A 13,302-nucleotide genomic window follows, 5' to 3' on the forward strand; every position below is an offset into this window, starting at 1 on the left:
GGTCCTGGATGACGAGGCGCTACGGGACCGGATGACACCCGGATCTGAATTTTAGGGACGTGCAACATGAAACTTCATTTTGACCTCGCAACGGTGCTGCAAGGCGACTATGGGGCGCTGTTTCTCCACGGTCTCGAACTCACGCTTGCGATGACCGCGCTGGCGTGGGTGTTTTCGATGATCGTCGGGATTCTTCTGACGATCATTCGCATGACGGGCTTCCGTCCGGCGACGGCTTTCGTGGCGAGTTTCGTTGCCTATCACCGTAATGTCCCGATGCTGGTTCAGATCCTGTTCTGGTACTTCGGCATTTCGAACATCCTGCCGCAAGAAGTCCAGGCATTGCTGAACAACTTCAACGGCCAGTTCGTCTTTGCCGTGATCGCGATTGGCCTGTGCAGTGCGGCGTATCTATCAGAGGATATTCGCAGTGGTCTACGCGCGATTCCCTACGGCCAGTTCGAAGCGTCGCGCGCGCTCGGCTTGAATTTCCTCGGGACGATGCGCCACGTGATCTTGCCGCAGGCACTGCGCAAGGCCATGCCGCCGATGATCAATCACACCGTGCTGCTGTTCAAGAACACGAGTCTCGCAATGGCGATCGGTGCGGCGGAACTGACTTACGTCACGCGTCAGATCGAAAACGAGACCTTCCTGTCGTTCGAATCGTACTTCGTCGCCACGGTGGCGTACCTCGGCATCTCGCTCGTCATCATGCTCTGCGGCGCGCGGCTCGCGACGCACTTCCGGATTCCAGGAGTCAAGTGATCATGTTCGAAATCCTGCGCGAGAACTGGACGCTTCTGCTCATCGGGCAGTATCCGCATGGCCCGATCGGCGGCATCGTACTGACCATCCTCCTGTCTTTGTCTGCTCTCGTCATTGCGTTTCCGCTGGGCATCCTCGTCGCGCTTGCGCGTACCAGCCCGTATGCGGTGCTGCGCGCGCCGGCCACGGGTCTCGTCTATATGGTGCGCGGTGTGCCGCTGCTGATGGTGATTTTCTGGGTCTACTTCCTCGTGCCTGTCCTCACCGGTTATCCGGTTACCGGATTCGTCACGATGTTGTGCGCGCTAGTGGTCTACGACTCGGCTTACCTCGGTGAAATCATCCGCGCCGGCATCGAGGGTTTGCCGCGCGGGCAAACGGAAGCGTCGCGCGCGCTTGGCCTGAGCTATATGAAGACGATGCGCGCGGTGGTGCTGCCGCAGGCGCTGTATAACGTCGTGCCCAGCATGGTCACGCAGTTCGTTTCGACGATCAAGGAGACCTCGCTCGGCTACATCATCAACGTTCAGGAAATCTCGTTCGCAGCCGACCAGATCAATAACCGCTTGCTCACCAAGCCATTCCCCGTCTACCTGATCCTCGCGCTGAGCTATTTCGCGTTGTGCTACGCGCTCACGCAACTCGCGCAATGGCTGGAGCGGCGCGTGACGCGCAAGCGGGCTGGCGCCGCTGCATCGAACGCGAAGGCGAGCGCCGTCGCGCTGTCCGAACCTCTGCCTACCCGGAACTAGGCGCTTATTCCATTCGAGGTGTATCGCATGATCAAATTCTCTGGCGTCAACAAGTGGTACGGCGAGTATCACGCGCTCGTGGAAGTGAATGCCGAAGTGCGTAAGGGCGAAGTGGTCGTCGTATGCGGGCCGTCGGGGTCGGGCAAGTCGACATTGATTCGCACCGTCAACCGGCTCGAAGAAATCAATCGTGGGCAGATTTTCTTCGACGGGCAAGACATTCACGACAAAAAGCTCGGATTGAACGCGTTTCGCAGTCGCATCGGTTTCGTGTTCCAGCAGTTCAACCTGTTTCCGCACCTGTCCGTGCTCGACAACATCACGCTGTCGCCGATACGCGTGAACGGACTCAAGCGCGCCGAAGCGGAACGCAAAGCCAATGACCTGTTGTCGCGCGTCGGTCTGTCGGCCAAGGCGAATGCATTCCCCGCGCAATTGTCGGGCGGGCAGCAGCAGCGCGTGGCGATCGCGCGGGCGCTGGCGATGGATCCGCCCGCCATGCTGTTCGACGAGCCTACCAGCGCGCTCGATCCGGAAATGGTGGGGGAAGTGTTGAATGTAATGAAAAGCCTCGCGCAGGATGGCATGACGATGATGTGCGTCACGCACGAGATGGGTTTCGCGCGCGAAGTCGCGGATCGTGTGTGGTTCATGGACGCCGGCAAGATTCTCGAAACCGCCGAGCCCGACGAGTTCTTTTCGCGTCCAAAGCATGAGCGTGCGCAACGATTCCTGTCGGATCTGCGCACACATTAGGGGGCGCGGCGGCCCGTGAAGAGCAGGGTTCACTTTAGCGTGGTTGACCGGTTGATCGATCGCTCACCGCACTACATAAACTTGAGGAGTCTCGCAATGCAGGTAAAGAAGCTTTATGCCGGGATGGTGATGGCGTTCGGCATTTTCGTGTGGATGGTGCCCGCTCATGCCGATCAACTGGCGGACATCAAGAGTCGCGGGGAACTGACCTGCGGTGTCTACTCGAACGTCGAGCCGTTCTCGTATCCCAACGCGCAGACGCGGCAACTGGAGGGCATGGACGTCGATCTTTGCAACGCCGTTGCAAAGCACCTTGGTGTGAAGCCCAAACTCGAACCGCTGGCTGTCGAGGCGCGCATTCCTCAACTGAAGCTTGGGCGAGTCGATATCGTCATCGCGAATCTGGCCTATACGAAGACTCGCTCGACGCAGATCGACTTCAGCGACTCATACTATTCGACCAGGGAGGTGCTGATCGTCAAGAAGGCCGACGCGGGCAAGAAGCTCGCCGATTTCGCCGGGCAGAAGATCAGTGCGGCGGACGGCTCGACATCGGCGCAATCGATTCCGATCTCGATCAAGGGCGGCCAGGCCGTGACCTTTCACGACACCAGTTCGGCGTTCCTCGCGCTCGAGCAGAACAAGGTGAAGGGCTTTGTCACGAACCAGATGACGGCCACGAAGATCGCGAAACAGGTGGAGGGCACGGACGGCGCGGTGGCGATCGCCGCGGAGCCGATGCTGGTTGAGCCGATCGCGGTGGGCCTGCGGCAGAACGAACCGGCAATGCTGGCGGCGGTCAACAAGGCCCTCGGCGCGATGGAGCAGAGCGGCGAGATGAGCAGCATCTTCGACAAATGGCTGGGACCGAAAACGCCGTACGGGCTCACGCGTACCGAGAAGGTGACGCCGATCACCCAGCTCAAGTTCACACCTGTGTCCTGAGCCGGACGGTATGACGTGGCACATAGAGTGGTGGTAATGGGTGTGTCGGGATCGGGCAAGTCGACCTTTGCGCTGCGGCTCGCTCATGCGCTGGGCGGCAGTTTCATCGAAGGGGACGAACATCACTCGATGGAAAGCCAGGACAAGATGCGGCGCGGTATCGCGCTGTCCGATCGCGACCGCGAACCGTGGCTGGACCGGTTATCGGACTGCCTCGGTGCGAGCGCGGGCACGACCGTCCTGTCGTGCTCCGCGTTAAAGCGGAGTTATCGGGCGCGCCTGCGCGGCAGTGTGCACGGCTTGATGTTCGTGTACCTCGATATCGGCTTGCCTGAAGCGATCGAGCGCGTGTCGCAACGGCGCGGGCATGAGTTCCCCACGGCGTTGGTGGCAGATCAGTTTGCTGCGCTGGAATCGCCGGCGGGCGAGGAGCGCGTGTTGTGCCTGAGCGCTGGGCAGACAGTCGAGCGCAACGTTGAGGAAGCGATCGAATGGATTCGCACGCAGAGGCAATAGATTGAAGGCATCGAATGAACAAGGAGTGGAATTGAAAAGCAATCTGGAGATGTTTGATCTCACGGGCCGCCGTGCTCTTGTTACTGGATCGAGTACGGGAATCGGGCTTGCGCTCGCGAAAGGCCTCGCCGGCGCAGGTGCCGAAATCGTGCTGAACGCGCGTAACGAAACTCGCCTGGCCGAAGCCGTCGCGCGTTTGCGCGACGAAGGCGCCACGGTCCACGCAGCGAGTTTCGATGTCACGTCGCCAGACGAAGTCGAAGCGGCTGTCGCGCGCATCGAGCAGGGTGTCGGTGCTATCGATATCCTCGTCAACAATGCTGGCATGCAGCGCCGCGTGCCCCTCGAACAGTTCTCACATGAACACTGGGAAGAATTAATGAAGACCAACGTCGAGAGCGTGTTCCTTGTCGGGCAAGCTGTGGCCCGCCGCATGATCGAGCGCAAGCGCGGCAAGATCATCAACATCTGCTCGGTCCAGAGCGAGCTCGGGCGTCCGAGCATCGCCGCGTATACCGCCAGCAAAGGAGCGGTGAAGATGCTGACCAAGGGCATGGCGATCGACTGGGGACAGCACGGCATTCAGGTCAACGGTCTCGGGCCGGGGTACTTCAAGACTGAGCTGACGGACGCTCTCGTGAAGGACGAGAAGTTCAGCGGGTGGTTGATTGGCCGTACGCCTTCGCGTCGCTGGGGTGATGTTGAAGATCTCGTTGGCGCGGCGGTATTTCTCGCGAGCAATGCGTCGAACTTCGTCAATGGCCACGTTCTGTATGTCGACGGAGGTGTTACGGCGACCCTTTAGGCCTGCCGGAAGCCGAAACGCTTACTGACGCCGTCGAGTGACAGAGGCCAGCGGGGGCGGCCGCTCGTGTGCTCGCCTTCGCCCGGAGACCGCGCCGGATGACAATGGTCGAAAGCTTGCAGGAATCAAGGTGCCCCCAAGATTCGAACTTTTTCGTACGTGTACGTTAGCGGTGGAGGTTGTCAGGTTTGAACACCTGGAGCCTGGGGAAAGCCGCGTCAGCTAACCACAAAACGAACTCTAACCTGACGCGTTTCCACGCCCGGCCTTGCCAATATCATGTTGGGGGACGGTTCAAGCGGAGGTCACGCAGGCTTATGAGCCGGTGGTCGGCGCAGATTGTCCGTGGAGAGAGTTTTTGGATCCCGGGTAGGAGATGGGCGCGCGGCCATGTGATGGCGAGTCATATACGATAGCCCTCGCTAGATCCGGCAGCGCGCAGTTCCGCATGCCAGCGTACCAGGCGACAGAGTCTCTCCGGGTCCCTGACGCCGTTTTGCATTTGTGACGAATGTGCGCTCCCGCACGTATCTCGACGTTTCCGCTTTCTTCGCGAGTAGAAGTTGGCAACCGGCCATAGCCCTTGCGTTGGTCGAAAGACAGTAACGGGTCAACTGCTGTCCGATGAGGATTGGGCAGCGGCGTCTCACCCCCAGTTGATCAACCTTGGACCGGGTTCGGCCAGTTCCGGTCAGTCGTCGGTGGCGCCTGAAGCCGCCAGTCGGTGTAGCGTAAACCCGTTGAAATCCTGTCACGAATTCACGCGTACTATTGTTGTGGCCGATTTTCGTCGACGCCTCCCCCAGCTCTCGTTTTTGTTCTTCAGGAGCAGCCATGCGACTAGCCGACTTCATCTTACGAGACATGGAAGCCATCGTGCAGCAATGGGAGGTGTTTGCAGCTACCCTGCTTCCCGCTGCAGCCAGCATGGAATCGCTGGCCTTGCGCGACCACGCGCAGCAGATTCTTGAAGCCGTGGCCAAGGACTTGCAGACCCCACAGACCGCGCAAGCGCAACGTGAAAAATCATTGGGCCGGGGCCCGAACCTGATCGATGCGACGGAAACAGCTGCGCAAACGCATGCCGTTCTGAGAGCGCGAGGCGGCTTCAATATTAAGCAGCTGGCCGCCGAGTACCGTGCGCTGCGCGCCAGTGTGCTTCGATTGTGGATCGACGACTGTCAACCCGACGCGCCGCATATGGATGACATCATCCGCTTCAATGAGGCCATCGATCAGGCGCTCGCCGAATCAGTCGGGTTTTTCAGCGAACAGGTCGATTAGTCTCGCAATCTGTTCCTTGGGATGCTCGGGCACGACATGCGCAGCCCGCTTCAGACGGTGAAGGTGACGGCCTCCTATCTGGCAGCCCTGAATGCCGGTGAACGCGTGTCGGGAGCTGCGGCCCGTCTGATACGAAGCGGCGTACGCATGCAGGCGCTTCTTGATGATCTTTGCGATTTCAATCGGACCACGCTGGGTCTCGGTATCAACATTACGCCCACCCGTGTCGATCTCGCGGATGTGTTCGCCGATGAACTGGATCAGCTGCGCGTAGTTTATCCAGACAGGCAGATCGACCTGGAGTTGCAGGGCAACACGCAGGGCGTCTGGGATGGCCCGCGTCTGCAGCAGTTGCTGGGCAATCTGGTTCTGAATGCGATCAATTACGGGGCGCAGGACACGCCCGTGCGCGTGTTGATCACTAGCGACGAGGCGGAGGTCCGGTTCGAGGTCAGGAATAGCGGACCCGCCATCGACAGTATGACGCTGGAGCACATTTTTGATCCCCTCAGACGCGGCCCGGAGCGGGAGAACAGGCAGGGCGGAGGCAACAGCAGCCTTGGACTCGGTCTCTATATCGCGAGCGAAATCGCCAAGGCCCATCACGGTGCAATCGAAGCGCGTTCGGATCAGGTAGGGACCACATTTGCGGTACGTCTGCCGCGCCGCACATAACACACGATGTCCGTGCTGCGATAGGCATGGAGTGAGTTCCCTGGCTGTGCGCTTTCCCTGGGCACCAATGGCCGGAGTGGGTTGCGGATTCAACCGGTCGATGCAACACACTAGAGTCTGCGTGAGCAGCGGAGGTGTTGCAAATGAAGCAGAGGCCGACATCGAACCACCGCAACGGCACCGCGCACCGCGCACATTGACGCTAGCGGAATATGCTGGATGGCTGAATTACTAATAATCCAAAGGCGAGCGTCCAGACGCCGACCCAACTGGTCAAGACGCGTGAGCATATCTCTTGAGTTCGAACTTCAATATCAACCAGTCGGCCGGAGCGAGTTAAGAAGGATTATTTTATTGGCACGATATTTTTTGCCCTTCTTGAGGGCACCGGATGAGTCTCGCGGCTTGTGGGGCCCATGCTGATGCTTCCGGCTCTTCAAGCGGCGACCATTCGAACTCGCCGTCGGCCTTTGGAATCGACGAGATCCAAACGTCTGATCTTGTTGATTGGGCGGTGCGGTTTACCTATCCTTTTATCCGGGCTCAACTGCGGCCCGTGTGCTACTCAGCGGAAGGGGCGGACATGTCAACACCCAACAAACTTGGGCTAACCATCAGCATTCCAAAGACAGTCTTCAGTTATCCCTGCAACTACAGTTTTGAACACTTTGTGCCGCTTACGTTGATCAAGGATAAATGCGGAATGGATGTGAAGATGGTTTGGGAGTCTGCCGATGGCGATCGTTCGCACCTCGTGGGGGTATACAGCAACGAGCTCATATCCGCGCCGATAGTGGCCACAGGCTGTTTCGCCAATGTAGGTTTCCATGTTTCCAGCCAGGTGAATACATACCTGGGAGTAAGCAACGATGAGCACGGCTTTCCTGCCCAGATGGCACTAAACGGCCCGGGTGAAATGGTTCTATACCAGGTATTCGTCTATGGTTGGAAACCGTGGACGGTTGCGCCATGCTCAGGATTTCAGATTACTCACTCCGTAGAAGATATAGGTAACGGAAAATTCAAGGTGACCACCACCAAGGTAGGCAAGGCGGTGAGCTTTCGGCACAGTATCAATGCTAGCGACGGGGCCGTCGTGGAGGAGCCCGTTGAATATTCGTCGGAGGCGGGGCAGGGGCGTGCAATCGTGGTTCAGATCGTCCAGAGTGGCGGGATCAATCCGGCGATTCTGGTCAAGGCCGATCTCTGCATACGATGACGATGCCTCTGCAATTCAGGTACCCAGTTCAGGCACACAATTCCGCAACAGCAACGGCCGCTCTGATCAGCCGATCGAGATATGGAATTTTCCGCCGGCGACATCATTATCGAGTACGACGACAGTACCGACGAAGCGAAGCATGCGCTGATCTGGGTGCTTGACGCCAAGGGAAAGACCGTCATCCACAGCAAGGACGTCGGGAACCTGCAGGGAGTCGTGCAGCAGTCCGTCGGCGCGCTGGCGGTCACCGACGACGACATCAAGTACCTCGTCTATCGTTACGAGAACTCGGCCGTGGCCGACGCGGCAGCGGCGTTTGCCGCAAGATGGGCCACGCGCAGCGACGATCCCATGGTGGTTGGGATGGTGAAATTTGCCGAAACGAAAAAACAGGTCGTGAAGGCGACCGTTCCGTTCGGACGGCGCGGAGATGAATACCAGACCCAAGAAGCCTGGACTGGCACCTCTTTGGTCCGCGCGGTGCGAGCATGGCACCGCGGGATGACGGGCGCGAAGCTTTCCAATCGCAAGGGAATCAGCTGCTCGCAGTTCGTCACGTACTGTTTTCAGGCAGCGAGCCTGCACACAGCGCTGCACAACATGTCCCTGCAATCCGAGGCGGCGAAGAACTTTCTGTTGGGCCCGCAAAATTTCGTGGCCTTGAAAAAGGAAAACCGCTACAGCCTCATCTACGACGCCCTGAAATCCGTGGATAAGGATCTGAGTGGCTGTATCCCGCCCGGCATGCTGGTCGATGCGAAGACGACGGACGCCGAAAATCTGCAGAATTGCCTCGAACGTGATAACAGCAAGTTCAAATGCGTGGGTGTAGTGGTGACGGATAACCCGAAGAGACCCACCAAAGCCTGGATCGAGGCGGAAGAGAAGTCTGATTGACGCAGCGAGCGGCCCCGCGGCGATGCAAGCCTGACAGAGGCTGCTTCAGCATGCGTTGGGGGCGTGGCATGAGTGACGGGAGCAGGCCGTGGCATCTGCCGGAGCGCCAGTAGCCCGGGCTACGCGAGATCACCGGCCGGTCGGATATCGAAGACAGCAGCGGGAATCCAGGAGAATGTCATGCCGGTTACCAGGACCGTGATGTCGATTCACGATGATCAGACGGGGGAGGGTACAGCGCTCGCATTTCCCACGATGTCGACCTGTTCCGCAATTATCTGCGTACTCGCCGACCGGCTCGTGGGCGTCCACAAAACCCAGGGTTGGCGCAGCAGCACCAACACTTTGTTCGCGCGCGCCGTCGCGTTGATCGGTGGGGACAAGGTCTACGAGCTCTATATCGCCGGCTGGAACGTGGGAAGCGAGGAATATCACGACATCAGTCAGATTCAGAATGCGCTGAAATGCGCCGATGTGCCGACCTACGTGCTCAACTACCACAACGCTGACGTCATCATCAAAAACAAACACAGCGGGGATCTGGTCAACCAGCAGGCTTTCCAGGCGCGAAAGGGGAAAGTCTTCACCCCCAGCACAACCTCCGATCTGTGCACTTTTGCGTTTCATACCGGCAAGCGGAATCCCACCATCGGGATCAAGCGGTCATCGAAGGTGAACATTACCGCCAGTGACGGCGACGCCGTTAAAGAAAACTACAAGCGAGAGGGGAGGGACGGGATGATGATCGCCGTGACAGAAGACATCCAGACCCCGAGCGATCATCTTCACGTCCAGGACAAGTATCTGGATTTCACTCGCGTGGTTTGAATCACCGTGGCGCCCAGGCACGCAAGATTACATGAGGATCCGCGAAGGTCGCGCTATGCGTCCCGGATTAGTCATCCTTTGCCCGATCGATCTGGACGCGAAGACCACATCGAGATGAGAAGTCGATAGCAACGATCTCGTGGTTCTTGGGTTCAAGAGGAGTCGGGCTGTTACGCCACCCGCTTCAAAGATGCGGGAGGGCGGACGGATCGGTGCGAGATCATTGCTGCGGCACACGACACTTTGGGAATAGCCATGAAAGACGTGACTGTCAGGATCAACGACACGCTTGGATCCATTATGACCTCGGCAATCGGGACCTTCGCCGAGAAGGCCTGCGCGCACGCTCTGGCCAATTCCTATATTCAGAACCACTATCCGCCGGCCAACGCGCACCAGGCCGGCTACGTGAATTTCTCGAATGGGATGTCGATGCGGAATCTGCACAACGCGGGTAACGAGGCTCAGCGCGAAATGCGACGCGTCATTTATCTCCTGTGGCATGCCATTGGAAACAACGCGCTTGCCAATCGGGCCACGACGCTCGGTTCCGGATTGCTGGCAGCTGAGTATCGCCGCCTGTTGCAGAAAGCCAGGATAGTAGAGGATGCAAATCATGCGCGCGACCACGGCAGCAGAAATCTGCTGACGACCGTAATCCCGGCCGCGCCACTGCAGTTTCTTACAGACAACAAGATCATGGTTTACGGTTCGACGGCCTATGCGCCGGATGCGCTAGACCGCAATCTCGTGAACTTTTACTTCACCTACGACCCGGCCCAGGATCGCTACATGTTCGTGCCTGTCGCGGGGGTTCCGGTTCCTGCGGGCGCGTATGGCTTTTCAGCAGCAAGCGTGCGCGCCGTGCACTGGACCGCCGTGCCCGGTAGAGGAGTCGTGGCGATTCCGGGGCCACCGCCGGGCGGTGCCAGCTTTGCCGCCATCGACGGTACACGTCTCGATGGCTCCAACGTGATGGTCACGACGCAGTTTACCGGCTGCAGTTTTTGCATGAAGGACGTGGGCGGGGTGATCTATGGCGCTCATATTTCGCCCAGCATTCCGGGGCATCCGAACCCGCACGTCGGCACTACCATGGCCCAGCAGCTCTGCGGAACGAATCCTAACGTTGGCGCCGGCGATTTCGCGAATCATGCAGGCGCCGCTCCTTTCATGGTCTATGGCGCGGGGCACAGCAACATCGCCGGATTTCCAAATGGCTACCCGGTGGCGGGCGTAGGCGCAAATCCACTCCAATACATGTGCATGATTGGCGTGCGAGTGGGCGGCCTTTGGCAGATCTTCTCCCAGCAAGTGTTCGTGGGCGGCGCATTCGCCGCCTTCCAGGTTCTGTAGTGCAACGCTATCCGCTCGATCAGCCCGGCGCGCCTGCCGGCCTCTACGGCTGCTCGGACTCTTACCCTTGTGCGGCGGATTTCGCCGGCGCGTCCAGCCCTTCAAACGAGATCGAGCCGCGCTCCCATCTCGACGACGCGATTCGGCGGCAAGCCGAGGTGAGCCGTCGCGTTCAGCTCGTTCTTGCGCAGCAGCGAGAACAGACTGAGCAGCACATAGCGTCCCGGACGCCGCTTTGTTTGCACCGACAGCGATTCGCGCCCGAGGTAAAACGTCGTCGTCATCGGCTCGTAGGCCGTGCATCCCGAGTGCCGCAACGCCTGTTCGAGAAGTTGCGGTACGTCAAGCATTTCCAGGTAGCCGTAACGGCCGACGACGCGCACGAAGCCCTGGTCGAGACACTGCACCGTGAAGCGCTCGCCTGCATCGACGCGCGGCGTCTCTTCGGTCAGCAAGGTCAGCAGCACCACCTGCTGATGCAGCACCTGATTGTGCTTCAGATGATGCAGCAGGGTAGTCGGCACCGAGTTGCCGGCGCCCATCAGAAATACGCCCGTACCATGCACGCGGTGCGGTGGCGACACGGCGAGACTTGCAACGAATGCGTCCAGCGGCAGTTGCGTGTCGAGGCGTGCGCGAGTCAGCGCGCGCAGTCCGATCAGCCACGACGTCGAGACGAGAAAGGTTAGCGTACCGATGGTGAGCGGCAGCCAGCCGCCGTCGGCAAACTTCATCGCGTTAGCCGCGACGAACGCCACGTCCACCACCATGAAGAGTCCGGCCACGAGCGCGACGCGCCAGATCGGCCAGTTCCAGCGCACGCGCGCGAATGCGGCGAATAGCATGGTCGTGATCAGCATCGTCGTCGATACGGCGATACCGAAAGCGGCCGCGAGGCTGTCCGAGGTGCGGAAGCCGAGCACTACCGCGATGGTCGCGACCATCAGCACCCAGTTCAGGCCCGGCAGATAGATCTGCCCCTCGGTGCTCGACGATGTGTGCTTGACTGTCACGCGCGGCGACAGGCCCAGTTGCGCCGCCTGGCGGGTCAACGAGAACACCGCGGAAATCAGCGCCTGCGACGCGACGATCGTCGCCAGCGTGGCCAGCACCACCATCGGATACAGGCCCCAGGACGGCACCGTCGTGTAGAACGGCCGGGCCGCCGCGCTGGCATCGCGCAGCAGCAAGGCGCCCTGACCCAGATAGTTGACGGTCAGCGCGGGCAACGCGAGCCCATACCACGCGAGACGGATCGGCCGCGCGCCGAAGTGGCCCATGTCGGCGTACAGCGCTTCGCCGCCGGTCAGACACAACACGACCGCGCCCAACGCGACGAAACCCTTGAAGCCGTTGTGCGCGAAGAACTCGATACCGTTCAGCGGATTGAACGCGGCGAGAATGGCCGGCGTCTGCACGAGTGACACCAGCCCCAATCCGAAGATGACGATGAACCAGACCGTGAGAATCGGACCGAACGCGACGCCCACGCGGCCGGATCCCAGAGGTTGCACCGCGAAGAGCACCACCAGGATCACAACGGTGATCGGCACCGTGTAATGCGCGAAGGCGGGCGTCGCTACTTCGATCCCTTCGATCGCGCTCAGCACCGAGATCGCGGGCGTGATGACGCCGTCGCCATACAGCATCGCGGTGCCGAACATCGCCATGAACACCCAGCGCAACGCGCCGGCGCGGGTTACGCGTCCGGTACGTTCACCGACCAGCAGCGCGAGAAGCGCAAGCAGCCCGCCTTCGCCGCGGTTGTCGGCTTGCATCAGCACCAGCACGTACTTGCCGCTGACCATTAGCAGCAGCGACCACAGGAACAACGAGACGATCCCGATCACGTTCGCGTGGGTCGGCGCGACGCCGAGCGAACCGTTGAATGCGGCCTGCAATGCGTACAACGGACTCGTGCCGAGGTCGCCGAACACGATGCCGAGCGCGGAGAGTGCGAGTGCGGCGGTTCCAGTCGCGCGATGCGAGGAGGGCGATGCCTGCATGGTTTGGATGTTGTTCATGGGTTATTCATATCCGGAGGATGACGTCGGCAGGCGAGGGGCGATGGTATCGACAGTATGTTGCTGTGTCGATTGCAATTCTTTGAATCCCATGAGTCGGATTGACGATCGAGCGTACTCTCCCGGGGTGGTCGTGCGTGGCATTCGGTGCGGTGCTGCACGTACCATGCAATGAATCTGGCAGGTCCGCAATGACGGTTAACCCAAGGCCAACGGGCTACGCGAGAACCGGGGCGAAAGGTTCCATCCGCCGTTCGTAGACCTGATGAAAGCCTCGGATAACAAGTCGGCTCGATGCGTAAGGCGAGTGTTCAGATAATGAAAGCAGGCTTCAGGTGCGTGCATAGTTTAGGGCCTGACTTCAGACGAAGCACCTCTTTAATTCAACGATATGCACAAGCGCCGGCTGCCCATCGTTGTCGCCTTGACTTGGTGCGTCGATCGCGTCTCGGTTCGACTTCGCGTCACCCGGCT

The 13,302-nt window shown here is 59.7% G+C and carries 11 protein-coding genes and 1 pseudogene; 11 read left to right on the top strand and 1 reads right to left on the bottom strand.

Features of this window, described 5'->3' with window-relative positions; all coding sequences use genetic code 11:
* The first annotated feature begins 66 nt into the window (after positions 1-66).
* From L0U84_RS07550 to L0U84_RS07600, 11 genes and pseudogenes are all read left to right on the top strand, one after another.
* Positions 67-768, top strand: coding sequence for an amino acid ABC transporter permease (locus L0U84_RS07550; RefSeq protein WP_233848968.1), 702 nt, complete (start codon positions 67-69; stop codon positions 766-768).
* 2 nt (positions 769-770) lie between these two features.
* Entirely contained in the window at positions 771-1,520 is a 750-nt protein-coding gene (locus tag L0U84_RS07555) for an amino acid ABC transporter permease (protein ID WP_233848969.1), read from the top strand.
* Positions 1,521-1,547: 27 nt separating this feature from the next.
* The gene (locus L0U84_RS07560; protein WP_233848971.1) at positions 1,548-2,276 is read left to right on the top strand and encodes an amino acid ABC transporter ATP-binding protein; all 729 of its coding nucleotides are present in this window, start codon (positions 1,548-1,550) and stop codon (positions 2,274-2,276) included.
* A gap of 96 nt (positions 2,277-2,372) precedes the next feature.
* Positions 2,373-3,221, top strand: coding sequence for a transporter substrate-binding domain-containing protein (locus L0U84_RS07565; RefSeq protein WP_233848972.1), 849 nt, complete (start codon positions 2,373-2,375; stop codon positions 3,219-3,221).
* Between the two features lie 15 nt (positions 3,222-3,236).
* Positions 3,237-3,737 carry a gluconokinase gene (locus L0U84_RS07570; RefSeq protein WP_233848974.1) on the top strand — a complete coding sequence of 167 codons (501 nt, stop codon included), beginning with the start codon at positions 3,237-3,239 and terminating at the stop codon, positions 3,735-3,737.
* Positions 3,738-3,786: 49 nt separating this feature from the next.
* Positions 3,787-4,542 (top strand): glucose 1-dehydrogenase, encoded by a 756-nt coding sequence (locus L0U84_RS07575; protein ID WP_233851968.1) that lies wholly within the window; start codon positions 3,787-3,789, stop codon positions 4,540-4,542.
* Between the two features lie 834 nt (positions 4,543-5,376).
* Positions 5,377-6,501 (top strand): annotated as a pseudogene (locus L0U84_RS07580) (ATP-binding protein).
* A 583-nt stretch (positions 6,502-7,084) separates the two neighbouring features.
* Positions 7,085-7,720, top strand: a complete 636-nt coding sequence (locus L0U84_RS07585; RefSeq protein ID WP_233848976.1) for a hypothetical protein — start codon at positions 7,085-7,087, stop codon at positions 7,718-7,720.
* Between the two features lie 81 nt (positions 7,721-7,801).
* Positions 7,802-8,620, top strand: a complete 819-nt coding sequence (locus tag L0U84_RS07590; RefSeq protein ID WP_233848978.1) for a hypothetical protein — start codon at positions 7,802-7,804, stop codon at positions 8,618-8,620.
* A gap of 180 nt (positions 8,621-8,800) precedes the next feature.
* The gene (locus L0U84_RS07595) at positions 8,801-9,448 is read left to right on the top strand and encodes a hypothetical protein (RefSeq protein ID WP_233848979.1); all 648 of its coding nucleotides are present in this window, start codon (positions 8,801-8,803) and stop codon (positions 9,446-9,448) included.
* A 255-nt stretch (positions 9,449-9,703) separates the two neighbouring features.
* Complete coding sequence (locus tag L0U84_RS07600) at positions 9,704-10,804, top strand: hypothetical protein (RefSeq protein WP_233848981.1); 1,101 nt, start codon at positions 9,704-9,706, stop codon at positions 10,802-10,804.
* A 101-nt stretch (positions 10,805-10,905) separates the two neighbouring features.
* On the opposite strand, the gene L0U84_RS07605 is transcribed toward L0U84_RS07600, so the two are convergent.
* Positions 10,906-12,828, bottom strand: coding sequence for a potassium transporter Kup (locus L0U84_RS07605; protein WP_233848983.1), 1,923 nt, complete (start codon positions 12,826-12,828; stop codon positions 10,906-10,908).
* Positions 12,829-13,302 lie beyond the last annotated feature (474 nt).

This window comes from Paraburkholderia sp. HD33-4 (genome assembly GCF_021390635.1).
GTDB lineage: Bacteria > Pseudomonadota > Gammaproteobacteria > Burkholderiales > Burkholderiaceae > Paraburkholderia.

Excerpts from the sequence above, each read along its gene's own strand:
- L0U84_RS07550 (WP_233848968.1), top strand. The coding sequence starts at position 67 with ATGAAACTTCATTTTGACCTCGCAACGGTGCTGCAAGGCGACTATGGG.
- L0U84_RS07555 (WP_233848969.1), top strand. The coding sequence starts at position 771 with ATGTTCGAAATCCTGCGCGAGAACTGGACGCTTCTGCTCATCGGGCAG.
- L0U84_RS07560 (WP_233848971.1), top strand. The coding sequence starts at position 1,548 with ATGATCAAATTCTCTGGCGTCAACAAGTGGTACGGCGAGTATCACGCG.
- L0U84_RS07565 (WP_233848972.1), top strand. The coding sequence starts at position 2,373 with ATGCAGGTAAAGAAGCTTTATGCCGGGATGGTGATGGCGTTCGGCATT.
- L0U84_RS07575 (WP_233851968.1), top strand. The coding sequence starts at position 3,787 with ATGTTTGATCTCACGGGCCGCCGTGCTCTTGTTACTGGATCGAGTACG.
- L0U84_RS07585 (WP_233848976.1), top strand. The coding sequence starts at position 7,085 with ATGTCAACACCCAACAAACTTGGGCTAACCATCAGCATTCCAAAGACA.
- L0U84_RS07590 (WP_233848978.1), top strand. The coding sequence starts at position 7,802 with ATGGAATTTTCCGCCGGCGACATCATTATCGAGTACGACGACAGTACC.
- L0U84_RS07595 (WP_233848979.1), top strand. The coding sequence starts at position 8,801 with ATGCCGGTTACCAGGACCGTGATGTCGATTCACGATGATCAGACGGGG.
- L0U84_RS07600 (WP_233848981.1), top strand. The coding sequence starts at position 9,704 with ATGAAAGACGTGACTGTCAGGATCAACGACACGCTTGGATCCATTATG.
- L0U84_RS07605 (WP_233848983.1), bottom strand. The coding sequence starts at position 12,828 with ATGAACAACATCCAAACCATGCAGGCATCGCCCTCCTCGCATCGCGCG.